21 protein-coding genes are annotated in these 22873 nt (G+C 73.7%); 10 read left to right on the top strand and 11 right to left on the bottom strand.

Annotated features, from left to right (window positions below):
* Positions 1 to 16: 16 nt before the first annotated feature.
* On the bottom strand, positions 17 to 697 hold the full coding sequence (locus T328_RS33285; RefSeq protein WP_496499979.1) for a class I SAM-dependent methyltransferase: 681 nt from the start codon (positions 695 to 697) through the stop codon (positions 17 to 19).
* Between the two features lie 232 nt (positions 698 to 929).
* Here T328_RS33285 and T328_RS33290 point away from each other — a divergent pair, with 232 nt between their 5' ends.
* The gene (locus T328_RS33290; RefSeq protein ID WP_496500012.1) at positions 930 to 2384 is read left to right on the top strand and encodes an MFS transporter; all 1455 of its coding nucleotides are present in this window, start codon (positions 930 to 932) and stop codon (positions 2382 to 2384) included.
* Positions 2385 to 2482: 98 nt separating this feature from the next.
* Here T328_RS33290 and T328_RS33295 read toward each other — a convergent pair whose 3' ends face one another.
* A complete protein-coding gene (locus T328_RS33295; RefSeq protein WP_496499980.1) occupies positions 2483 to 3673 on the bottom strand; it encodes a CapA family protein in 1191 nt (396 codons plus the stop codon).
* Between the two features lie 355 nt (positions 3674 to 4028).
* On the opposite strand from T328_RS33295, the gene T328_RS33300 reads away from it, so the two are divergent.
* Positions 4029 to 4931: a MaoC/PaaZ C-terminal domain-containing protein gene (locus tag T328_RS33300; RefSeq protein ID WP_496499981.1), complete on the top strand. Its 903-nt coding sequence runs from the start codon at positions 4029 to 4031 to the stop codon at positions 4929 to 4931.
* A 108-nt stretch (positions 4932 to 5039) separates the two neighbouring features.
* Here T328_RS33300 and T328_RS33305 read toward each other — a convergent pair whose 3' ends face one another.
* Complete coding sequence (locus T328_RS33305; RefSeq protein ID WP_496499982.1) at positions 5040 to 6371, bottom strand: hypothetical protein; 1332 nt, start codon at positions 6369 to 6371, stop codon at positions 5040 to 5042.
* 588 nt (positions 6372 to 6959) lie between these two features.
* Here T328_RS33305 and T328_RS33310 point away from each other — a divergent pair.
* From T328_RS33310 to T328_RS33320, 3 genes are read left to right on the top strand one after another with little or no spacing between them, the layout of a single operon-like run.
* Entirely contained in the window at positions 6960 to 7883 is a 924-nt protein-coding gene (locus tag T328_RS33310; protein ID WP_496499983.1) for a Nif3-like dinuclear metal center hexameric protein, read from the top strand.
* Positions 7880 to 8623, top strand: coding sequence for a zinc ribbon domain-containing protein (locus T328_RS33315; RefSeq protein WP_496499984.1), 744 nt, complete (start codon positions 7880 to 7882; stop codon positions 8621 to 8623). Before T328_RS33310 ends, T328_RS33315 begins: the two co-directional genes overlap by 4 nt.
* Positions 8623 to 9819 carry a bifunctional RNase H/acid phosphatase gene (locus T328_RS33320; RefSeq protein ID WP_496499985.1) on the top strand — a complete coding sequence of 399 codons (1197 nt, stop codon included), beginning with the start codon at positions 8623 to 8625 and terminating at the stop codon, positions 9817 to 9819. The genes T328_RS33315 and T328_RS33320 overlap by 1 nt, the downstream gene beginning before the upstream one ends.
* A gap of 164 nt (positions 9820 to 9983) precedes the next feature.
* On the opposite strand, the gene eda is transcribed toward T328_RS33320, so the two are convergent.
* Both eda and T328_RS33330 read right to left on the bottom strand, forming a co-directional pair.
* Positions 9984 to 10655 (bottom strand): bifunctional 4-hydroxy-2-oxoglutarate aldolase/2-dehydro-3-deoxy-phosphogluconate aldolase, encoded by a 672-nt coding sequence (gene eda, locus T328_RS33325; protein ID WP_496499986.1) that lies wholly within the window; start codon positions 10653 to 10655, stop codon positions 9984 to 9986.
* Between the two features lie 86 nt (positions 10656 to 10741).
* Positions 10742 to 11308, bottom strand: a complete 567-nt coding sequence (locus tag T328_RS33330) for a TetR/AcrR family transcriptional regulator (protein WP_496499987.1) — start codon at positions 11306 to 11308, stop codon at positions 10742 to 10744.
* Between the two features lie 127 nt (positions 11309 to 11435).
* On the opposite strand from T328_RS33330, the gene T328_RS33335 reads away from it, so the two are divergent.
* Complete coding sequence (locus tag T328_RS33335; RefSeq protein WP_496499988.1) at positions 11436 to 12905, top strand: MFS transporter; 1470 nt, start codon at positions 11436 to 11438, stop codon at positions 12903 to 12905.
* A gap of 36 nt (positions 12906 to 12941) precedes the next feature.
* Here T328_RS33335 and yaaA read toward each other — a convergent pair whose 3' ends face one another.
* From yaaA to T328_RS33360, 5 genes are all read right to left on the bottom strand, one after another.
* Entirely contained in the window at positions 12942 to 13739 is a 798-nt protein-coding gene (gene yaaA, locus T328_RS33340) for a peroxide stress protein YaaA (protein ID WP_496499989.1), read from the bottom strand.
* Between the two features lie 233 nt (positions 13740 to 13972).
* On the bottom strand, positions 13973 to 14950 hold the full coding sequence (locus T328_RS33345; RefSeq protein WP_496500013.1) for a chitinase: 978 nt from the start codon (positions 14948 to 14950) through the stop codon (positions 13973 to 13975).
* Between the two features lie 146 nt (positions 14951 to 15096).
* Complete coding sequence (locus T328_RS33350) at positions 15097 to 15771, bottom strand: chitinase (RefSeq protein WP_496500014.1); 675 nt, start codon at positions 15769 to 15771, stop codon at positions 15097 to 15099.
* A 402-nt stretch (positions 15772 to 16173) separates the two neighbouring features.
* Complete coding sequence (locus tag T328_RS33355) at positions 16174 to 18042, bottom strand: serine/threonine-protein kinase (RefSeq protein WP_496499990.1); 1869 nt, start codon at positions 18040 to 18042, stop codon at positions 16174 to 16176.
* 453 nt (positions 18043 to 18495) lie between these two features.
* Positions 18496 to 19311, bottom strand: coding sequence for a BPL-N domain-containing protein (locus T328_RS33360; protein ID WP_496499991.1), 816 nt, complete (start codon positions 19309 to 19311; stop codon positions 18496 to 18498).
* Between the two features lie 437 nt (positions 19312 to 19748).
* On the opposite strand from T328_RS33360, the gene T328_RS33365 reads away from it, so the two are divergent.
* From T328_RS33365 to T328_RS33380, 4 genes are read left to right on the top strand one after another with little or no spacing between them, the layout of a single operon-like run.
* Positions 19749 to 20414 (top strand): SDR family NAD(P)-dependent oxidoreductase, encoded by a 666-nt coding sequence (locus T328_RS33365; protein WP_496499992.1) that lies wholly within the window; start codon positions 19749 to 19751, stop codon positions 20412 to 20414.
* Positions 20411 to 20644, top strand: coding sequence for a hypothetical protein (locus tag T328_RS33370; protein WP_496499993.1), 234 nt, complete (start codon positions 20411 to 20413; stop codon positions 20642 to 20644). Before T328_RS33365 ends, T328_RS33370 begins: the two co-directional genes overlap by 4 nt.
* A 50-nt stretch (positions 20645 to 20694) precedes the next feature.
* Entirely contained in the window at positions 20695 to 21462 is a 768-nt protein-coding gene (locus T328_RS33375) for an SDR family NAD(P)-dependent oxidoreductase (RefSeq protein WP_496499994.1), read from the top strand.
* 31 nt (positions 21463 to 21493) lie between these two features.
* Complete coding sequence (locus tag T328_RS33380) at positions 21494 to 21979, top strand: cyclophilin-like fold protein (RefSeq protein ID WP_496499995.1); 486 nt, start codon at positions 21494 to 21496, stop codon at positions 21977 to 21979.
* Positions 21980 to 22207: 228 nt separating this feature from the next.
* On the opposite strand, the gene T328_RS33385 is transcribed toward T328_RS33380, so the two are convergent.
* Positions 22208 to 22810 (bottom strand): hypothetical protein, encoded by a 603-nt coding sequence (locus T328_RS33385; RefSeq protein WP_496499996.1) that lies wholly within the window; start codon positions 22808 to 22810, stop codon positions 22208 to 22210.
* Positions 22811 to 22873 lie beyond the last annotated feature (63 nt).

The following is a 22873-nucleotide window of genomic DNA, read 5'->3' on the forward strand; positions in this document are numbered from 1 at the left end:
CAGAAGTATCGGAGGGTCAGATTCCCGTGCCGGTACGGCGCAGTACCTTCAGGCTCCGGGTCGCGGCGGTCTCCGTGAACGCCCCCGAGGCCAGCGCGCGCCGGTAGATCCGGTACGGTGCCTGCCCGCCGTCCGCGGGGTCGGGGAAGACGTCGTGCACGGCCAGCAGGCCGCCCGGCGCCAGGTGCGGGGCCCAGCCCTCGTAGTCGGCGGTGGCGTGCTCGTCGGTGTGGCCGCCGTCGACGAAGAGCAGCCCCAGCGGCCGGTTCCACACCGCGGCCACCTGCGGCGAGCGGCCGACCACGGCGACGACGTGGTCCTCCAGGCCGGCCGCGTGCAGGGTGCGGCGGAACGCCGGCAGGGTGTCCATGAGCCCCGTCGCGGGGTCGACGAGCGCGGGGTCGTGGTACTCCCAGCCGGGCTGCTGCTCCTCGCTGCCGCGGTGGTGGTCGACGGTGACGGCGACGACGCCGGGGGACCCTGCCGCGGTGGCGGCGCGGGCGGCGGCGGCGAGCAGGATCGTGGAGCGGCCGCAGTACGTGCCGACCTCCAGCAGGGGGAGCCCGAGCCCGGCGGCCTCGGCCGCGGCGGCGTAGAGGGCGAGGCCCTCGTCGCGGGGCATGAAGCCCTGCGCGGCCTCGAAGGCGGCGAGGACCCCGGGGCCGGGGCGGTGCCGCCGTTCGTGTGCCAGCTCCATCGGCGGTGCCTTTCGTCGGTCGTCGGGCTTCGGGCGTCGGGCGGCGGGCGGCGGGCGGGGTGTCGGGCGTGGTGGCGGGGGCGGGGGCGGCGGTGGCGGTGCCGGGTACGCGCCCGATCCTGCCCCATGGGCGTAGGACTCCGGCCGGCCGCCGGTCCCTACGGGCGTACGACCGGGGTCGGATGGCCCGTACACCGATATGCCCGTGCGCGTGTCAGAGGCCGGTGCGACCATGGACGGCATGCCCCAGCCACCCCCCGGCACCCGGCTGCCGGACGCGGCCGAGCGCCGCGCCGCCGCGCCGCTGTGGGTCATCGTGCTCACGGCGTGCGCGGGCCAGTTCCTCGTCGTGCTCGACGTCTCCGTCGTCAACGTCGCGCTGCCGTCCATGCGCGCCGACCTGGGGATGAGCGCGTCGGGCCTGCAGTGGGTGGTGAACCTGTACACGCTGGCCTTCGCCGGGCTCATGCTGCTCGGCGGCCGGGCCGGGGACCTCTTCGGCCGCAAGCGCGTCTTCCTCGTGGGCCTCGCCCTGTTCACCGCCGCCAGCCTCGCCGGCGGCCTGGCGCAGGAGTCCTGGCAGTTGCTCGCCGCGCGGGCGGTGCAGGGCGTCGGCGCGGCGGTGCTGGCGCCCTCGACGCTGACGCTGCTCACCTCCTCCGTGCCCGAGGGCCCCGCCCGGGTGCGCGCGATCGGGACGTGGACGGCGGTCGGCGCGGGCGGCGGGGCGGCCGGTGCGCTCGTCGGCGGGGTGCTGACGGACGCGCTGTCGTGGCGCTGGGTGCTGCTGATCAACGTGCCGGTCGGCGCCGTCGTCCTCACCTGCGCGGCGCTGTGGCTCACGGAGAGCCGGGGCGGGCCGCGGCGGCGGCTCGACGTGCCCGGCGCGGTCCTGGTCACCGCCGGGATCGGCGCCGTGTCGTACGGGATCGTGCAGACGGAGAGCCACGGGTGGACGACGGCCGCGGCGCTGGTGCCGCTCTTCGGCGGGCTGGCGCTGGTCGGGGCGTTCCTGGCGGTGGAAGCCCGGACGCGGGCGCCGCTGATGCCGCTGGGGCTGTTCCGGCTGCGCTCGGTGTCGGCGGCCAACACGGCGATGTTCGTCACCGGCGCGGCGATGTTCTCGTCCTGGTACTTCCTGTCGCTCTACATGCAGAACGTCCTCGGCTACACGCCGATCGAGGCCGGCCTCGCCTTCGTGCCGCACTCGCTGACGATCGTGGCCGCCTCGAAGCTGGCACCGCGGGTCCTGGCCCGTATCGGCGCGAAGGCGCTGGCGATCGCCGGGGTGCTGATGGCGGCGGGCGGCTATCTGTGGCAGAGCACGGCGGGCGCGGGCGGGGAGTACGTGACGGACGTCGCCGGGCCCGGGATCCTGATGATGGCCGGGGTGGGCTTCATGGCCACGCCGCTGGCGCACCTGGCGACCTCGGGGGCGCCCGCGGGCGACGCGGGCGTGGTGTCCGGGGTGATGAACACGTCGCGGACGATGGGCGGTTCGCTGGGGCTCGCGGTGCTGTCCACGGTGGCCGCGACCCGCATCGGCGCCGAGTCCGGGCCCGACGCGCTGTCCTCGGGGTACTCGCTGGCGTTCCAGACGGGCGTCGGCATCCTGCTGGGCTGCGCCGCCCTGATGCTCATAGCCCTGCCCCGCCCGGCCGCCGCGCCGGAGCCGGCGAAGGCGTGAGCCGGGGGCGGGGCCGGTTGGCGGGGTGTGTCCGGCGCCGGGGTTCGGGGCGTACGGGCTGTACGTACGGGCAGCGGGGGGCGTACGGACATGGCCGGTCAGCGGGGCGTCGTCAGGCCGTCCGCACCCGCGCCGCGGCTGAGGACGACCTCGGCGATGCGGTCGCGTACGCGCGCGTAGCGCTCCGGGGCGTCGCCGTCGGCCAGTTCGGCGTTCAGGTCGACGACCCGCGGCGGCCCCGCGCGCTCGTGGTCCATCAGCTGCGGCAGGAACTCCGCCTTCGTCACCCGCCAGCGCGCGCTGCCCGGCTCGGGCGGGGAGAAGGTGAAGCGGCCGATGGTGCCCTGGTTGCCGCGCGGGTCGCGCTCGCCCGCGTGGTTGATCATGCGGCCGGCGATCTGGTCGCCCATGCCGTAGACGACCCAGGTGCCGTTCACCATCTCGTACGCCTGCGGCACGTGGGCGTGCGTGCCGAGGATCAGGTCGACGTCCGGCGCTCCGGCCGAGCGCGAGGCGGTCAGCTCGCGGGCGAGCCGCTGCTGCGTGGCGTCCGGCGCGTCCTGCCACTCCGTGCCCCAGTGCAGGCTGACCACGACGATGTCGGCACCCGCCCGACGGGCGCGGCGCGCGTCCGCGACGACCCGCTCGGGGTCGGTGATGTTGACCGCCCACGGCTGGTCCCGCAGCGGGGGGCCGTTCGTGCCGTACGTGTACGCCAGTTGCGCGACCGTCGCGCCGCCCGCCTCCAGCACCGCCGGCCGGAGGGCCTCGGCGGGGGCGCGGGCGGAGCCGGCGTGCGCGACGCCGGCGGCGTCGAGGGCGTCGAGGGTGCGGCTGACGCCGGCGAAGCCGGCGTCCAGCGTGTGGTTGGAGGCGGTGGAGCAGGAGTCGTAGCCGGTGGCCTTGACGGCGGTGGCGACCTCGGGCGGGGAGGCGAAGGAGGGGTAGCCGGTGTACGGGCCGCCGGCCGGCCCGTAGACGGTCTCCATGTGGCAGATCGCCAGGTCGGCGGCGGAGATGACGGGCTTGACGCCGGCGAGCATGGGGCGGAAGTCGTGGCCGTCGCCGCCGGAGTCCCGGTGGGCCTGCTCGATGACCGAGTCGTGCGGGAGGATGTCGCCGGTGGCGACGAGCGTGAAGGGCGACCGCGCCTCCTTGCCGGGGGCCTTGCCGTCGTCGGGGGTGGTGCCGACCGGCCCGTGGGCGCAGGCGGTGGCGGCGGCGAGCAGGGCGGCGGCGACGAGCGCCAGGGCTCCGGTGGTCGTACTAGTCGTCTTATAACGGTGCATGCCTCGAATGCACAGGAGTGCGGTAAGGCATACAAGAAGCCTGGCCGGGCGGTCCCCTGAACGGCGGCCTGGGATCGCGCGTATGCGCCCGCGGGGGCGAACACTGCCGGTGGCTGAATACTGACGGAGTGTCAGTAACGGCGCTTTACGGTCTTCCCAACCGCGGGGGACTGCGTTATACATATATCCGACGGCTAGAACGTGTTCTTGTCACACGTTCCGGTCGTCGTCCCCGAGAGCGACCCCGGCGTGCCGACTGGTGCGGACGGCACGCCGGGGTCTTTTCGTGCTCTCGGTCGCCGGGGCCCCCGCGGTCCGCGAGCGCGCCCCGCCCCGCGAAGGAGCCGGCACCACCATGCCCATCGACGCCGCCCGGGCCCTCGCGGCCGGGCCCCGCGAGACCCGGCTCGCCTGGACCCACAAGGACGTCCTCCTCTACCACCTGGGCATCGGCGCCGGCCGCCCCGCCACCGACCCCGACGAGCTGCGCTACGTCCTGGAGAGCCGGCTGCACGTGCTGCCCAGCTTCGTCACCGTCGCCGGCGACGGCGGCGTGGCCGGCGAGGGCGCGGGGCTCGACGCCCCCGGCGTGGACGTCGACCTCACCGCCGTGCTCCACGGCGCCCAGCGCATCGCGCTGCACCGCCCGCTGCCGCCCGCCGGCACGGCGACCCGGACGTCGCGCGTCGCCGCCGTGTACGACAAGGGCAAGGCCGCCGTGCTGGTGCTGCGCTCCGAGGCGGCCGACGGGGACGGCCCGCTGTGGACGTCCGACACCCAGCTCTACGTACGCGGCGAGGGCGGCTTCGGCGGCGAGCGCGGCCCGTCGCCGCGGCTGCCCACGCCCGAGCGGGAGCCGGCGCACGTCGTCGACCGCGGCATCCGCGCGGACCAGGCGCTGCTGTACCGGCTGTCCGGCGACTGGAACCCGCTGCACGCCGACCCGGAGTTCGCCGCGCTGGCCGGGTTCGAGCGGCCGATCCTGCACGGGCTGTGCTCGTACGGGATGGCGCTGAAGGCGGCGGTGGACACGGTGCTGGGCGGGGACGTCGGCCGGGTGCGGTCGTATGCGGCGCGGTTCGCGGGGGTGGTGTACCCGGGGGAGACGCTGCGGATCCGGATGTGGCCGGAGGCGGGGGAGCCCGGGCCGGAGGCGGGGGCGGTGCCGGCGGGGAGCGGGCGGATCCGGCTGACCGCGGGGGCGGTGGAGCGGGGCGAGGCGCCGGTGCTGGCGGACACGGTGGTCGAGTACGACTGAGCGCGGTCTGCCTCCGGCAGGCTGAAGCGCGAGCGGGTGGCGGGTGGCGGGGGTCGGGGCCGGGCGCGGAGGTCGCCGGGTGCGGTCGTCGCGTAGCGCGTCGGAGGGTCAGAGCGGGGCGTGTTGCAGCGGTACGGGACGCGTGGCGGCCTCCCGGTCACCGAGGGCGTCGCCGGCTCCGTCCGGGGCGGAGTCCGGTGCCGGGTGCGCCCCGTCCCGTGCCCCCGCCGCGGTCGCCGTCGCTCCGGCGGGGTCCGCCGCCGGGTCGGGGACCGCGAGCCGGGCCAGCCCGCAGGGCTGCGCCGGCGTCGCGTACGGCAGCCGCAGCTCGCCGGACTGCGTCCACAGCCCGGTGCCGGTGATCCACCCCGGCAGCGGCGGCAGTTGGACGAGCCGCCGCGCCACGGGCCGCCACACCCCGAGCCGGCACCCCCCCGGCCCGTCGAGCCGCAGCGCCACCCCGCACTCCTCCGGCGTCAGCACCTGCCCCGGCTGCACCGCGAACGGCGTCACCGCCGTGTCCCGCGGGCACAGGGCCACGGGGAACCGCACCGGCCGCCCGCTGCCCAGCACCCCCCAGCCGAGCCGGTCGTGCCCGGGCGCGTCGGAGCACAGGAGCAGCAGCCCGCTGTCGGGGTCGGCGAGCAGCAGGCGGTCGTTGCTCTCCTCGGTGAGCTGCAGCAGCGGGTTGACCTCCACCCCGCCGCGCAGCCCGACCGCGACGGTCTTCGTGCGCCCGGCCAGCTCCTGGTCGACGGCGAGCGCCTGTCCCGTACGGTCCAGCCAGCCGCGCCCCGCGCACCGCCCCCGCAGCTCGCCGACCCGCTCCGGCCGGGCCGCGCCGCCGCCCGCGAACCCGCCGCCGTACACCCGCCACACGGCGGTGGTCTCGCCGCCCGGCTCCGGGGGCGCCAGCGCGTACACCGCGGCGCTCTCCGGCGCGGGCGGCACGAGGGCGAGCCGCGGCGCGGGCACCGAGCCGAGGGTGTGCTCGGTGGTGTCGGGGCCGGAGGGGTGCAGGAGGGAGAACGTGTGCTCGGTGCCGCCGACGAGCCGGCGGATCAGCACGCGGCCGTCGGCCAGCGGCAGCACCGTGGTCCCGGGCTCCTCCGGCTGGGCGCAGGGCAGCGGGACGGTGTAGGTCTCGGGGCCGTGGAGGGTCCAGCGTTCGGGATACCAGTTGCCGTCGGCGTCCGTGGCGAGGCAGGCGCCGTACGAGCCGTCGGCGGTGAGCGTGAAGCCGGCCCGGCCGACGGGGTGCCCGGGGCCGGCGCCGAGGCCGGTCCCGGGGGAGCCGGGGCGCGCCGGGGCGGGGGAGCCGGGGTGTGGCGTGGCGGCGGCGGGGGAGTCGGGGTATGCGGTGGCGGGGGAGCCGGGGCGGGGTGTGGCGGGGGCGGGGGGAGTCGTGGTGCCGGGTGGCGTCGCCGAGACGGGCACCATCGCGGGCGTGGCCGCGCCCGAAGTGGCCGCCGCTCCGGCACCGTTCCCGGCCTCCGTGACGGGCGCCGCCCCCGCCGTGGCCGGCCCGGCCGCCGCCCCTGCCGTGGCCGGCGCACCCGTACCCGCAGGTTGCGCGGAGGCCTGCGCCCGCGCACCTGCACCGGCAACCGTCCGCGCGCCCGGGTCGGCACCTGCCCCCGTACCCGGATCGGCGCTCGTCCGCGCACCAGGGCCGGCACCCGCCCCCGTACCCGAGCCGGAGCCCGAGTCCGCGCCCCGGTCCACCGCCTCGGCGAATACCGCATCCGCGGCCGTTCCCGCCGCCGACTTCGCGTCCGCCGCCGCGGCCTCCGGGACGGACGTTCCCGCCGCCGTCGTCGCTGACGGAATCGGTTCTGCACTGGGCCTCATCCGGTCCCCTCACCTCCGTACGGGAAGGTAGTTTTCGCACGTCAAAGCCATCGGCGCGGCGCCGATGACTTCACCCGAACGGGTAACGAATCCGGCGTTCCGCTTCGCCACGCCGCCCCGTTGTGCTTACGAGCGGGCACCGCGCCCGGGCCGCGCCGGCGGCGGTAGCCTTGCCACGTGCCCGCACTTTCCGACGTCGTCGCCGCGCTCGAAGCCCTCTGGCCCGCCGGCCGCGCCGAGCCGTGGGACGCGGTCGGCACGGTGTGCGGCGACCCGGACGCCCGCGTGGAGCGCGTGCTGTTCGCCGTCGACCCGGTGCGGGAGGTCGTCGACGAGGCCGTCGAGCTGGGCGCCGACCTCCTCGTCACCCACCACCCGCTCTACCTGCGCGGTACGTCGACCGTCTCGGCCGGCACGTTCAAGGGCCGCGTCGTCCACACGCTCATCAAGAACGACGTCGCCCTCCACGTCGCCCACACCAACGCCGACCGCGCCGACCCCGGCGTCTCCGACGCCCTCGCCGGCGCCCTCGGCCTCCGCGTCACCGGCCCGCTCGTGCCCGACGCCGGTGCCCCCGACGATCCAGCCGGTCGCCGCGGCCTCGGCCGCCTCGGCGAGCTGGACGCCCCCGTGCCGCTACGGGAGTTCGCCGACCGCGCCGCCGCGTCCCTGCCCCGTACCGCCACCGGACTGCGCGTCGCCGGCGACCCGGCCGGCGAGGTCCGTACCGCGGCCGTCTGCGGCGGCTCCGGCGACGGCCTCTTCGACGCGGTGCGCGCCGCGGGCGTCGACGTCTACGTCACCGCCGACCTGCGCCACCACCCGGTCTCCGAGGCACAGCAGCACGCCGCGCTCGCCGCCGGCGGCCGTCCGTACCTGATCGACGCGGGCCACTGGGCCACGGAGTGGCCGTGGTGCGAGCAGGCCGCCGCACAGCTGGATGCGATCTCGGACCGGAACACATGGGGTCTGCGCACCCATGTGTCGCGTATCGTGACCGACCCCTGGACCACTCACTCGCCCGCCCCGACCGCGAGCGGCGCGGGGTCGCCGACCCCCTACGCCAGCATTGCCCCTACGAGCCCGGAGCAGCCAGCTTGAACGCCGCCCCCGCCGACCAGATCCGCCTGCTGGACGTCCAGGACCTCGACGTCCGCCTCACCCAGCTCCAGCACCGCCGCCGCACCCTCCCGGAGCACGAGGAGGTCGCCGGCCTGGAGGCCGACCTCGTGCAGCACCGCGACCTGCTCGTCGCCGCGCAGACCGAGGAGAGCGACACCGAGCGCGAGCAGGCGAAGGCCGAGAAGGACGTCGACCAGGTGCGCCAGCGCGCCGCCCGCGACCAGCAGCGGCTGGACTCCGGCGCGGTGACCTCGCCCAAGGACCTGGAGAGCCTGCAGAGCGAGATCGCCTCGCTGGCGCGGCGGCAGAGCGACCTGGAGGACGTGGTCCTGGAGGTCATGGAGCGCCGCGAGACCGTGCAGGAGCGGGTGGCGGAGCTGACCGGGCGGGTCGAGTCGGTTCAGGCCAAGATCACGGATGCCACGGCGCGGCGCGACGCGGCGGTCGGTGAGATCGACGCCGAGGCCGGCACGGTCGCCAAGGAGCGGCAGCAGGCCGCCGGCGAGGTCCCCGCGGACCTGCTGAAGCTGTACGACAAGCTGCGCGAGCAGCAGGGCGGCGTCGGCGCGGCCCGGCTGTACCAGCGGCGCTGCGAGGGCTGCCGGCTGGAGTTGAACATCACCGAGATCAACGAGGTACGGGCCGCGGCCCCCGACACCGTCGTACGGTGCGAGAACTGCCGCCGGATCCTGGTCCGTACGCCCGAATCCGGCCTCTGATGCCGGGCTCGTCCCGACGCGAGTTCGTCGTCGAGGCGGACGGCGGCTCGCGGGGGAACCCGGGTCCCGCGGGGTACGGCGCCGTGGTGCGCGACGCGGCCGGCGCGGTGCTGGCCGAGGACGCGGCGTACGTGGGGGTGGCGAGCAACAACGTCGCGGAGTACCGGGGGCTGATCGCCGGGCTGCGGGCGGCGCGGGCGCTCGATCCGGACGCGGCGGTCCGGGTGCGGATGGACTCCAAGCTGGTCGTCGAGCAGATGTCGGGGCGCTGGAAGATCAAGCACCCCGGGATGCGGGAACTGGCCGCCGAGGCACGGGAGGTCTTCCCGGCGGGGCGGGTGTCGTACGAGTGGATCCCGCGGGAGAAGAACAAGCACGCGGACCGGCTCGCGAACGAGGCGATGGACGCGGGCAGGCGCGGCGAGCGGTGGAGCCCGGCGGCGTCACGGGCGGAGCTGGACGCGGGGGACGGCGGTGCCGCGGCCCGGGGTGACACGGGGGTACGGGCCGGGGGCGTCCGCGAGACCGCGACACCCGCCGTGGGCTGGGGTACCGACCTCGGGGCGCCGACCACGCTCCTCCTGCTCCGCCACGCCGAGACGGACCTGACCCCCCAGAAGCGGTTCTCCGGCAGCGGCGGCACCGACCCCGCGCTCTCCGCCACCGGCCGCCGCCAGGCCATGGCCGCCGCCGGCCTCCTCGCCGCCCGCGGCACCGGCACCGGCACCGTCCAGGCCGTCGTCAGCTCCCCACTGCGCCGCTGCCGCGAGACCGCGGACGCGGTCGCCGGGCGGCTCGGGCTCGACGTGCGGGTCGACGACGGCCTGCGCGAGGCGGACTTCGGCGCCTGGGACGGGCTGACGTTCGCGGAGGTGCAGGAGCGGCACCCCGCCGACCTCGCCGACTGGCTGCGCTCGACGAAGGCGGCGCCCACCGGCGCGGGGGAATCCTTCGCCGAGGTCAGCCGCCGCGTCGCGCTCTCCCGCGACAAGATCCTCGCCCGCTACGCCGGGCGCACGGTGCTGCTCGTCTCCCACGTGACGCCGGTCAAGACCCTGGTCCGGCTGGCGCTGGGCGCCCCGCCGGAGTCGCTGTACCGGATGGAGCTGTCGCCGGCGTCGCTGTCGGAGGTCGCGTACTACGCGGACGCCCACGCGAGCGTACGCCTGCTGAACGACACCTCCCACCTGCGCTGACGCTCCGCGCGGCCAAGCCCGGCCCAGCCCGCGGACCGCGCCCCGCCCGGTGCCGGACCGTGGTCGCCGTGACCCCAGAGGGCCGCCGACTTCCGTGCCTGATGCAGTCCTTCGTCTCTTGACCTTGACGCCGGGGGCACCGCCAACCCGGCGAACTCCTGCGGTCACAACACCGGCTTGAGCCAGCGCGCGAGCGCCGCGGCCTCGGCGGCGAGCTTCTCCACCGTCGCCCAGTCCTGCGCCGCCAGCGCCGCCTTCGGCAGCATCCACGTGCCGCCCACGCAGCCGACGTTGGCCAGCGCGAGATAGCGCGGCGCCGACTCCACCGTGATGCCGCCCGTCGGGCAGAACCGGGCGCGCGGGAGCGGCGAGCCGAGGGACTTCAGGTACGCGATGCCGCCGGATGCCTCCGCGGGGAAGAACTTCATGTCCGTCACCCCGCGCTCCAGCAGACCCATCGCCTCCGACACGGTGGACACGCCGGGCAGATACGGCAGGCCCGAGGCGTCCATCGCGGCCAGCAGCCGGTCGGTGGTGCCGGGGCTGACGAGGAACCGCGCGCCCGCGGCGGCGGAGGAGTCGACGGCCTCGGCGCTCAGCACGGTGCCGGCGCCGACCACCGCGTCCGGGACCTCGGCGGCGATCGCCCGGATCGCGTCGAGCGCGGCCGGGGTGCGCAGGGTCACCTCGACCGCGGGCAGCCCGCCGGCGACGAGCGCGCGGGCGAGCGGCACGGCGTCGGCGGCGTCGTCGAGGACGACAACGGGGATGACGGGGGCGAGGCCGAGGACGGAGGCGGGGGCCGGGGCAGGGGCAGGGGCGGGGTCACTGGTCACGCCGTCATCGTCCCGCTGCGACTACGCCGGTGCAACGCACGTTGCGTACGGTGCAATCCAGCTCAGGCCGCGGAACCGGGTTGAGGTCACAGCAACCGGTCGACCAGCCCGTCGACGTAGTCCGGGGCGAGCGGGCCCACGCCGAACAGGACGCGGATATACATCGGGGCCAGGACGTGGTCCAGCACGTCGAACGCGTCGAGTGCGGGCTCGCCACGTTCGCGGGCGCGATCGAGCATGGCCTGCAGTTGCCGGGTCCGTTCATCGCGGATGTCGTCACGAGCCTGCAGGCCCTGCTGACCGTTGTGGGACAGGGCGACGGCCAGGTGCAGCAACGCCGGACCGTCGGGTCCGGTGATCTCGCGGGCCACGTTGGCCGCGTACGTGCGCAGGTCGCCTGCCAGGCTCCCGGTGTCGGGCATCGGTGACCGCGCGTTGAGGCGGGTGAGCGCCACGTCGGTGAGCAGGGTTTCCAGGTTGCCCCACCGCCGGTAGACGCTGCTGTCGGCTACGCCCGCGCGGGCCGCGACGTCGCCGACGGTGAAGTTGCCGTAGCCGCGCTCGCTGATCAGGTCGGTGACGGCCTGGTGCACCTCCGTGCCGACGCGGGCGCTGCGCCCACCCGGCCGCCGGGCCCCCTGTCGCTCGCTCATGCCCCCACCTTAACGCAGTCCGGACTTGCGTTTGTGAGGCAACCCTCCTTACAGTCCTAACGCAGTCGCTGACTGCTTTAGAGCGTTCGGGGGTATCGGGCGCAACTTACGATGGAGAGGAATCCCCATGGCTGCATCGCATGCGGCCGTAGGCAGTCGATCAAACCGGGCCGTGCTGCTCACGGTGACCTGCCTAGGCCAGTTCATGGTCCTGCTCGACAACACGATCGTGGGAGCGGCGCTGCCCGATATGCAGCACCGGCTGCACACTCAGTTGACCGGGCTGCAATGGATCGTCGACGCGTACGTACTGCTGGTCGCCATGCTGCTGCTGTCCGGCGGCATCTTCGCCGACCGGTTCGGCCGCAAGCGGGTGTACCTGACCGGCGTGGTGGTGTTTACCGCCGCGTCGGTGCTGTGCAGCCTCGCTCCCTCGGTCGGCTGGCTGGTCGCCGGCCGGGTGCTGCAGGGCGTCGGGGCCGCGGCGCTGAGCCCTGCCTCGCTGGCACTGCTCGCCGCCGCCTATCCCGTGCCGCAAGAACGAGTCAAGGCGATCGGGCTGTGGGCCGGATTCAGCGGAATCGGTCTGGCCGCGGGCCCCGTGGCCGGCGGCGTGCTGACAGACGCCTTCGGCTGGCCCGCCATCTTCCTGGTCAATCTGCCCATCGGCATGGTCCTTCTGCTGGTCGGTCTGCGCAGCCTTGAGGAGACCCGCAATCCGAGCGCGCCCGCGATCGATGTCCCGGGGACGGTGCTGTCCGTTCTGGGGGTGGGGGTGCTGACCTACGGTCTGATCGAGGGTGGTGCCCGCGGCTGGACGTCGCCGGCGATTCTGGGCAGCTTCACCGCCGCGGTGATCTTCCTCGCCGCCTTCGTCGCCGTCGAAGCGCGTCGTTCCGTTCCGATGCTGCCGCTGCGGCTGTTCCGGCAGCGGCTGTTCACCGTGTCCAACACCGCCATGGTCGTGGTGGGTTTCGCGCTCATGGGTTCGTCGTTCTTCTTCTCCCAGTTCTTCGTGTACGTCCAGGGCAGCTCGATCCTGCGCGCCGGCCTGCAGACCCTGCCCGTATCCCTCGCCATGGTGGTCGTCAGCCCGTACGCGGGCCGGCTCGCCGCCCGGTACGGCTTCCGCATCGTGGTCACCACCGGCCTGGCCCTGGCCGGCCTGGGACTGCTGGCGCTCGGCATGGTGCACGCCGACACCGGCTACGGAAACGTGTGGTGGCGGCTGGGAGTCGTCGGCATCGGATTCGCCCTGACCATGTCCCCACTGACGGGAGCCGCCATCCAAGCGGTCAGCCCGCAGGAAGGCGGCCTCGCGTCAGGCATCAGCAGCACCACCCGGCAGATCGGCGCGGTGCTCGGCGTGGCGGTACTCGGAGCCGTCGTCCGCACCCGGCAATCCGGCGGCGCCTCCTTCGAGACCGGCCTCAACAGCGCCTTCGTCGCGGCCGGCGCCCTCACCTTGGCCACCGCCGTGTTCACCGGCCTGTGGCTGGCGAGGTCCAAGCCCGCCGAAGGCCCCGCGACGCCGCAACGCTCTACCGGTGCAGATGCGGTCACCGCCTCGAACGAGGCATCCGCCAACAGCCGTTGACGACAACCGCCTCGGCCGGGGCTGCTACGCCTCCGGCTACAGCTCCGTCACCACCACGTCCAGCTCCCACGGCTGCCCCGCGCGCCGCGGCGCCTCGCCCTCCACCCGGTAGCCCAGGTCGCGCAGCGCCGTGACCAATTGCTCGGGAGCGCGCGGCTTGGCGCCGGAGGTCAGCAGGTCGCGTAGCAGCCGGCCCTTCGTCGCCTTGTTGAAGTGGCTGACCACCGACCGCTTCTCCACCCCGCCGACCACCGTCGCGTGCAGCACCCGCACCGCGGCCGTGCGCGCCGCCAGCTCACCGCGCGGGCGCCAGGCCGCCGCGTACGCGGACGAGCGCAGGTCGAGGACGAGCCCGCGCCTCGCCGCCGCCGGCAGGGCGGCGTCCAGCGGGCCGCGCCAGTACGCGCCGAGCGGGCCGGCGGCCGGGAGGCGTACGCCCATGGAGCAGCGGTACGCGGGGATGCGGTCGCCGATGCGGACGGCGCCCCACAGGCCGGAGAAGACCAGCAGCGACGCCGACGCGCGCCGCTTCGCCGCGGCGTCGAGCGTGGCGAGGCCGAGCGCGTCGTAGAGCACGCCGGTGTACACCTGCCCCGCCGGGCGGGTGGGCGCGGTCCGCAGCCGCGCGTTGCGCGCCACCTCGCCGCGCAGGCCGTCGCTGAGCCCCAGCACGTCGGCGGCCTTCTCCTCGTCGGCGGCGCAGAGTCCGACCAGCTCGTCGAGGACGGCCTCGCGGGCGGCGGTGAGCCCGGGCAGGGAGAGCGAGTCGAGTTTCAGCGCGGCCCCGCGCCTGCCCTCTGCCTTGCCCTCGGACGGCGGCAGCAGTACGAGCACGAATCCTCCCGCGGTGACGTTTCCGGTTCCCCTCCGCCCTTCGGCAGCCTACCCGCGCCGGGCCGGCGGTCCGGAGAAAGCACCGCGCGCGGAGAACGGCACCCCGGCCCGTAGCAAGGAGGACTGACATCGACACCACGTGCCTTCCCCAAGGAGGGGCCGGCCGGGACGTGACGTCCCGGCCGGCCCCGCCGCCTTGCGGTTCTCCTACTGATACGGCTCCGGCGCCGGCGCTACGGCAGCTGGTCGACGTGCGGCCCGACCGTGTCCGACCAACCGTTGCCGTTGCTGGCGTCCCAGTTGGTCGACCAGGTCATCGCGCCGCGCAGGCCCGGGTACGTGGTCTCCGGCGTGAAGGAGCCGCAGTTGGTGCCCTGGGTCAGACAGTCGAGCGCGTCGGTCACCACGCCCGGCTCGACGTAGCCGCCGCCCGCCGCCTGCGGCGAGGCGGGCGTACCGAGGCCGACCTGCGAGGGGTCGAGCCCGTTCTCCAGCTGGATGCAGGCGAGCGCGGTGAGGAAGTCGACCGTGCCCTGGGAGTAGACCTGGCCGTCGCAGCCCAGCATGGAACCGCTGTTGTAGTACTGCATGTTGACGACGGTGAGGAAGTCCTTGATGTTCAACGCCGTCTTGAAGTACTCGTTGTCCGGCGACTGCATGTCGATGGTCTGCGGCGCCATCGTCACCACCAGGCCGTCGCCGGCGCCCGCGTGGATCGCCTCCAGGGCCTGCGTCATGTACGTGGAGTTGAGCCCGTTCTCCAGGTCGATGTCGACGCCGTCGAACCCGTACTCCTCCATGAGCGACAGGATGCTCGTGGCGAAGGCGTCCGCGGACGCCGCGTCGTTGACGGCGACCGCGCCGCGCTCGCCGCCCACCGAGATGACGACGGACTTGCCGCTCTCCTGCTTGGCGGCGATGTCGGCCTTGAAGGCGTCCTCGGTGTAGTTCAGCGCCGGATCCAGGGTGAAGTCGACCTGGCCGGGCGTGCCGGTCGCGTCGGCGAAGGCGACGGCGACGATGTCGTACGCCTCCGGGACGTCGGCGATGGTCTGCACCGTGGCGCCGTTGTCGAAGTTCTGCCAGTAGCCGGTGACGGCGTGCGCGGGCACGGCCGCCGTGCCTTCGGCGGCGGCCGGCCGCTCGGGATCGGCCGACGCCTCCGTGACGGCGACGACCAGGCCGCTCGCGGCCAGCGACGCGGCGGCCATGACGCCGGCCAGCCGCCTGCGCGTCTTCCGGATCCTGCGTGTTCGTGCGCGTGCCACAACTGCCTCCAGTGGGGGGTGCGTGGGGGTGGAGTCCGCTGGCGCGGGACCGCCCCGGGACGGGCGGGCCCCGCGTCGGCCGCGGTGGGTCAGCAGCTCAGGTTGTCGCCGGGGGTCGTACCGAGGATCTGCGTGAACTGCGTGTACTTGTCGATCCGGCTCTGCACCTGGGCGGGGTTGCCACCGTTGCACTCGATCGACCCGTTGATGGCCCGGATGGTCTCGCCGAACCCGTGTCCGCCGACGATGGCGTCGTGCGCGGGCATCGACCCGGGACCGGACTGCGTCATCCAGTACCAGATGCCGGTCTTCCACGCGACGGCGGCGTTCTGCTCCACCTGCCAGGGGTCGTTCAGCAGGTCGATGCCGAGCGCGTCGCCGGCCGCCTTGTAGTTGAAGTTCCAGCTGAGCTGGATGGGCCCGCGCCCGTAGTACGCGGCCTGCCCGGCGGGACAGCCGTAGGGCTGCGACGCGTCGCAGTAGTGCGGGTAGTTGTCCTGGTTCTGCTCGACGATGTGCACGAGCCCGCCGGTCTCGTGGCTGACGTTCGCCAGGAAGGCGGCGGCCTCCCGCTTCTGGGTGGTCTCATCGCCGGTGGTCGCGAACGCCGGGTACGCGCTGAGCGCGTCGGTCAGCCCCTGGTACGTGTAGAAGGCGTTCCGCCCCGGGAACATCTGCTCGAACTGCGCCTCGCTGACGATGAATGCGGCGGCCGACGTCTCGTCGTCGCCTCCCTCACCGGCCGACGCGGTCACGGGCAGCACGACGGCCAGCGCCGCCGCCAACACCCCGATCGCGAGCAGGGCCTTGACCTTCGTTCCGAGTTTCCTCAGCACCTCATCACTCTCCTTGTGGGGGGTCACCGGCGCGTACGCCGGCGTTGGAGCTTGACGGGGCGCAGTCAATCATCTTGGTCTGCACCAAGACAAGGTGTAGACCAATGGCTTGTAGCCAGATCGACTTGTCGGCTTCCATGCATGCGTCGTCCGCTTCGCCGTACGCGTCGACGGGGGAGGAGCGGGCCGGGTTGCCAGCATCCGGTGACCACTGGCTGGCCGACATGCAGCACCACAGGTCAATCGGCCTGCCTCCGGCGGCATTGATGAGAACGCACACCCAGGCCGAGCGCCAGCGGCTTCCGTTTCAGGAACATCGGCCCCGGACCGTCACGGGTAGGTCCAGCACACGGTGTAGGCCAGCTCAGGAAAGCCTTCCGGGTTGAAATTCGACCAGTTGGTCCGGCCGCAGAACTCCTCGGGGACCTCGTAGTAGACGTCCGTGCGCCTGGTGATCTCGACGACATCGTCGCTGCCGCAGTCGGCGGACTCGAAGGTGCGGTCACCTTCCTTGCCGTACAGGTGCATGCAGTCGCCCGGCTGCGCGTAGCCGATGTCACCCCTGGGGTAGTTCATCGACAGGCACAGCACCACGTCGAGTTCCGGCCAGGACTCCACCGTGAACGCCTGGCTGTGGCTGCCCGGCCGGGACCGGTCGCAGCCGGCGTCGTCACCCGTCCCCTCCAGGCGTTCCGTGACGGTGAAGTCGGCCGTGGTGCAATCCTCCGATATCCAGCGGTCGGCGTCGTAGTCGTATTCCTCCACACAGTCCCCTTCGCCCGCGCGGTAGACCTCGCTGGAGTGGTCGTAGGTCAGGCACAGCGTGACCTCGGGGTAGGTCGCGGTCATGTCACTGAGGGGTGTTCCGTCGCAGGCCGCGGGGTCGGACGAGTTGCTGACCCGCAGGACCTCGAAGACCCCGGACTCGCACTCCGCCGACGTCAGCTCCGGGTCCTGCAGCGTCCCCTCGTTCTCGAAGCAGTCGCCTTTCTCGGCGTTTCGGACCGCCGTGTCGGCCGTGTCGGCCGAGCCGGCCGTGCCCGCGGGGTCGTCGTCGTCTTCCGTCCAGGTCACGACGGCGAGAACGATGAGCACGACGGCCAGCGAGGCCGCCAGAGTCGCGCTCACGGCGGTGAGGACCCGCCGGCGGGAGCCGCCGCCTCCGGGAGCGGGTGGCGGCTGAGGGCTGGGCCCCGGGGTCTGGGGGAGCGGTGCGGGGGTGGGGGCGGACATGATCGATGTGGGGACGTGCGGCATCCGGGGCGGTGCTTCGATGGTCTCGTCCGTGGTGGCGATGTACTCGCGGACGTCGGCGCGCTGTCGTCCGGCCAGCCGCTGGATCTCCTCGGGCCAGGACGCGGATGCCTCGGCCAGAGGGCCGATGAGTCCCAGGAGCTCGGCCGGGGTGGGGCGTTGAGCCGGGTCCTTGGCCAGACAAGGCTCGATGATCCGGCGAAGTGGGTCCGGCACCGGGCTGAGGTCGGGCTCGGTGTGGACGACGTTGTAGAGGACCTGCGGGATGCCCGGCCCCTCGAACGGGTTGCTGCCGGTGCAGGCCACGAGGAGCATCACGCCCAGGGAGAACACGTCGGTGGCCGGGGTTAAGGGCTTGCCCGAGGCCTGTTCGGGCGACATGAACCCCGGCGCGCCGATCACCGAGCCGACGTGCGTGAGGGTGGTGGTCATGGTGTGGCGGCGGGTGGTGGAGACTCCTTCCGCTGCCCGGACGATTCCGAAGTCGATCACTTTCGGGCCATCGTCGGCGAGCAGCACGTTGGAGGGTGACAGGTCACGGTGGACGAGCCCGGCCGCGTGGATGTCGCGCAGCGCCGCCGCCAGTCCGGCGGCCAGCCGCAGCACCGCGTCCTGCGGCAGGGCACCGGCTTCCTCCAGCGCCACCCGCAGCGCGGGACCGTGGACGAATTCGGAGGCCAGCCAGGGGACATCGGCATCCAGGTCGGCATCGGCCACGGAGGCGATGTGGCCGCCGGCCACCCTGCCGGTGGCCTCTACCTCGCGCCGGAAGCGCCGGCGGAACCCGTCGTCCGTGGCCAGATGGGCGTGCACCATCTTGATCGCCACCAGGCCGCCGTCCGGCCCCGTGGCCAGCAGCACACGCCCCATGCCGCCTACGCCCAGCACGGCACGCGGCCGGTACGGCCCGAACTCACGCGGGTCGGACGCCGCCAGTCGCTCCATGATGTCCTCTCCACTGGTGCAGGCCTCTTCCACAGCCCGCACAGTCTTCACCGAGGCAACAGAACGGAGCAACTCCCCATACATGCCTGTGAGTCTGGGACGGAGGCAAACGCGATCACATGCGCCAGCAGGCCCGCCGCGCCGATCGCGCGGCCCTTGCTCAACGGCCTCGGGCATCCGCTGGACACGCGCACAGACTCCCCCAGCAGAGCAACCTCGGCGCGCTGACAGCACCTCAGCTGAGATGGGCTTGATCTGCCTGGGGGAGGCAGAGGGTTTGGTGCAGCGGCTGATGATCGCCCGGGAGACGGTTGCCGAACTCGCGGCTGTTCACGTCGACTTGTCGGCTTTCACGTACCGGCCCCTCGGGTGGGTGTCGGGGGCGGTCTCGATGACGCGCGTGAACAGCCAGCAGCGCTACCAGAATCCGCCGATGCCGGTGACGGACCGCGGTCACAGCCCGCGGATGGTCTCCACGACCAGGTCGTGTCCGAGATCGAAGCGCACGCCGTCGGGATTGGTGAGCCCCACGTCTGCGTACCAGGAGGCGTCGGCCTCCGGGTGCGGCCCGACCACCCCGACCCGGCCCCTGCCGCACGGCGCGACGACGGCGGCCGGGGTGCCGTTGTCGTACGTGGCGAGCACGGACGCCTCGGCACCGGCCTCCAGAGCGAAGATCGGCCCGTCCTGGAAGTACATGTGGCGCGGCCTGCCTCTCCAGGTCACCGCCACGACCGTGTCCCGTTCGTCGTGGACGGAAGCGCTCCGGGAAGCGATGTACTGGGCGGTGTCGCCGGGCAGCAGGCCGAATCCCGGATCGCGCCCGGCCAGATAGCCGCCCATGCAGAACCCGAGGTAGCGGCCACCGCCCCGGGTCCAGTCGCGGATCGCGTCGGCGGCGCCCGCCACCTTCTTCCACGTCCCGTCGAGGTCGTTGTCGCCGCCGGGCTGCGCGTACACGTCGGCGTCAGCCAGACCCGCGGCGGTCAGGGGGATGTGCTCGCCGGGACCGACGTACCGGACCGTGAACAGGCGCGGAGCCCTCCTCAGGAGAGCGACGACCGCCTCCGCGCAGCCATCGCAGGCCCCCGGGCCGCGGTAGACCAACGCCAACAGCGGCGCGGGGGCAGGCGGGGAAGTGCCCGCGCGGGAACAGGCAGTGGCGGTCAGCGCGGCGGCCACGGCGGGCGCGGCCCGGGTGAGCAGTCGCCGCCGACTGACGAAGGGGACGGACGGCAGCACCGTTACCGCCTTGTCTCTCGGGAACACGAGGCCCCATGATGACGAACCCACCTGAACGCCGGCCAACCCCGACGGGCCCGAAGACCGGTCTGCGGGTGCTGCTCGAGCCGGTCGTGAGCACGAGTCGTCCGCGTCAGACGACCCGGGGAGTCAGAGTTCGAGCAGTACCTTGGTGGCGCGGCACTCGTCCATGGCCCCGGTAGCGAGGCGGCTGATGCGACCGCGGACGAGAAGCGCTCGAAACACCGCGGCTGACGGAGGGACACCCGGCCGCGTCGTCTGCTGCCTACCGTGGTGGACGTGATCTGCTGCGCACCGTGGCGGACGGGAACGGCACCGTCGGGCGGGCTTGACCGGCCTCGACGGCCCACCGATGCGACCTCGTCGCCGGCGCGGAGGCGATCTCCCGGAAGCAGATTCCGGCCCGTCCACCCGCCCGGGCATCCCCTATCGGAAGGACCAACATGACCACAGTCGCCATCGTCGGAGCCGGCTCCGGACTGGGCCAGGCCGCCGCCCGGCGCTTCGGCCGCGAGGGGTTCTCCGTCGCGCTGATCTCCCGCACTCAGGCCAACGTCGACCAGCTTGCCGCCGAGCTGACCGCGGACGGTGTGACCACCCGGGGCTACGCGGCGAACGTACGAGACCCGCGGGCGCTGCGTGCCGCCCTTGACGCCGCGGTCGCCGAACTGGGTCCGGTCGAGGTCCTTCAGTACAGTCCGGCCCCCGCGCGCGAGTTCATGAAGCCGGTGCTCGAGACCACGGCGGAGGACCTCGTCGGTCCCGTCGAGCAGTCGGTGTACGGCCCGGTCACCGCAGTTCAGCACGTGCTGCCGGGCCTGCGGGAGCTGGGCCGCGGCACGATCCTGCTCATCAACGGCGGCAGCGCCGTCCGCCCGAGCGGCAAGGTGACGGGGACCTCCGTCGCCTTCGCCGGGGAGAGCGCCTACGGCCGGATGCTGCACGACGCCCTCGCCCCTGAGGGCATCCACGTCGCGCAGCTGATCATCCCCGGCGGGATCGGCGGCGGCGAGCCGGACCACGAGCCGGACGCCCTCGCCGAGCGCATCTGGTCCCTGCACCGTGACCGCGGCGCGTTCCGCACCACGGTCGGCGAAGAGGTGGCATGACCACGCGGGGCCTCGCCCGGCGCGGCCGGGCGGCGGCGCTGTTCACGGCCGGCGATGAGAACCGCCTTGAGCGCTACGAGCTGACCGGCGAGCCCGGTTCGTTCGGCGTCGGCACGGCCGAGACGGTCCTCGACGGTCTGCCGGCGGCGAGCTACCGCAACGGTGGGCGGATGGACGAGCTGCTCGCCGCCTTGGCGGCCCATGCCGGCGTCGAACGGCCGCGCACCTGAACCCCGCTGCCTCCGGCCCCGACCATCCGCGAAGAAGGGAGAACGCCCTCATGGCCGTCACCTACGACTTCACCGGCAAGACCGCTTTCGTCACCGGCGGCAGCGCCGGCATGGGCGCGGCCACCGCCCGCGCCTTCGCCCAGGCCGGAGCGAACGTCGCGATCGTCGACCTCGACGGCGACGCGGCCGAGCGGTTCGCCGCGCAGCTGAACCACGAGGGCCACCGGGCGCTGGGCATCGCCTGCGACGTGTCCGACGAGGATCAGGTCTCCGCGGCGGTCCGCGCGGCCGTCGAGGCGTTCGGCAGCCTGGACATGGCGTTCAACAACGCCGGCATCATGCTGCCCCCGGTCGACTCCGCCGACGAGGCCGCCGAGGCGTTCGAGAAGATCGTCGCGGTCAACCTCCGCGGTGTCTGGGCGTCGATGAAGCACGAACTGAAGCAGATGCGTGAGCAGGGGTCGGGCGCGATCGTGAACTGCTCATCACTCGGTGGTCTCGTCGGCGGCGCCGGCCGCACCACCTACCACGCCACGAAGCACGGCGTGCTCGGGGCCACCAAGAGCGTCGCCCTGCAGTACGGGCAACGCGGAGTGCGCGTCAACGCCGTCTGCCCCGGCACCATCGCCACCCCGATGGTCGAGCGGATGACCGCCGGCGGTGAACTCGACCCCCAGAGCGCCATCGCCGCGATCCCGATGGGCAGGCTCGGACGGCCCGAGGAGATCGCCGCCGCGGTGCTGTGGCTGTGCAGCGACGCCGCCGGCTACGTCACCGGCGTGGCCCTGCCCGTCGACGGCGCGTACACCGCGCAATAGTCCCCGCCCGCCAGCACCTGGATCCCAGCCCATGACGAAGGAACCCATACCGATGAAGAAGACGGCCACCGCCGTGTCCACGGTGCTGGTCGCAGCTCTGCTACTGGCCGCCGGCTGCAGCGACTCGGACACGGGGCAGAGCGCGCTGCAGAGCCCGACCGCGTCGCCGAGCCGGAGCGCCGAGACCTCCCCCGGCCCGTCAGCCGCCGCCTCTTCGACGTCCCCGCCGGACGAGAACGTCGAAGGGACCGTCGTGCGGTTCACCGCCGGATCCGAGACGCTGGACGTCACCATCGGCCAGGACAGCCCCGCGGTCCGCGACTTCCTGTCCATGCTGCCGATGAACCTCACCCCGGAAGGGGTCAACGGACGGGAGAAGATCGCCGACCTGCCCCGCGAGCTCAAGTGGCAGGGCTCACCCGGCTCCGACCCGGAGGACGGCGACCTCATCTCACGATCCTTTTCTCACGGTTGGGGTGCCCCGGCCGCGGTCGGGGGTCATCGCGGCCGGGGCTGATGGGGAATCGCCCGCCGTGCCGGCGGCGGACGCTTGGCGCTGCCCCGCCTGCCGGAGGATTCCGGACGGCAGGCGGGGCCTTCCCCGACCGGGCCAGAGCGCTGTCAGCCGGCCGGGGGGTCCCGCCCCCTGGCCGGGTGTCCAGACGACGGCCCGCGGGCGGGAGTCAGGGTCTGAGCCGGCCGACCTGGCCGGGCTCGACGAGGGTGCAGCCGTGCAGCGCGCGCGTCAGGTGCGCGGCCAGCGTCCACGAAATCGCGGGGTCGTCGTACGACAGCGTGACCGCCCCGGCCGGCACCGCGGCCCGTCCGGGCGATACCGCAGGCCGTGCACCCCGTCGATATCCGGATGCTCCACCCGCACCGTCACCACGCCCTCGCGGCGCAGATGCGGGCAGGCGCGAGCCGAGGACACGGCATGCTCGGCGCACACCGGAGGGTGGGCGGTCACCTCGCCCTCAGGCCAGCCCGGCACCTGGTCGCGGCGATCCTCCAGCAGCCACAGCACCCCGCGCTCGTCCTCGTACGCCGGCGCACCGCAGACCTGACACAACAGCCGCTGCATCGCCCGGCGCTGCCGCCGGGGGTGGACGTAGCCGAAGCGCGGCCGGCCTACACCCTGGTTCAGCGGCCGGCGCGTCCACAGCACGCCCATGCTGTCGCGGTCGTGGGGCTGCTCGTCTCGGTAGGCGATGCCGCGGGGGCCACGGATCACGACGGGCTCGACCAGGCGGTTCTCACCGGTCCAGGCGGTCACATACGGCACCAGCTTCCGTCCCGCGGTCACGACCGGCCCCCGCGGCAGCGTGGACAACGGCACGGCGGCCAACACGCCGTCACCTCCGGAAGCGCACCAGCCTTCGGACGGAACGTGTGGTCCGCACGCTGCGGCGCT

The sequence above is a fragment of the Streptomyces sp. CNX435 genome (genome assembly GCF_059570575.1).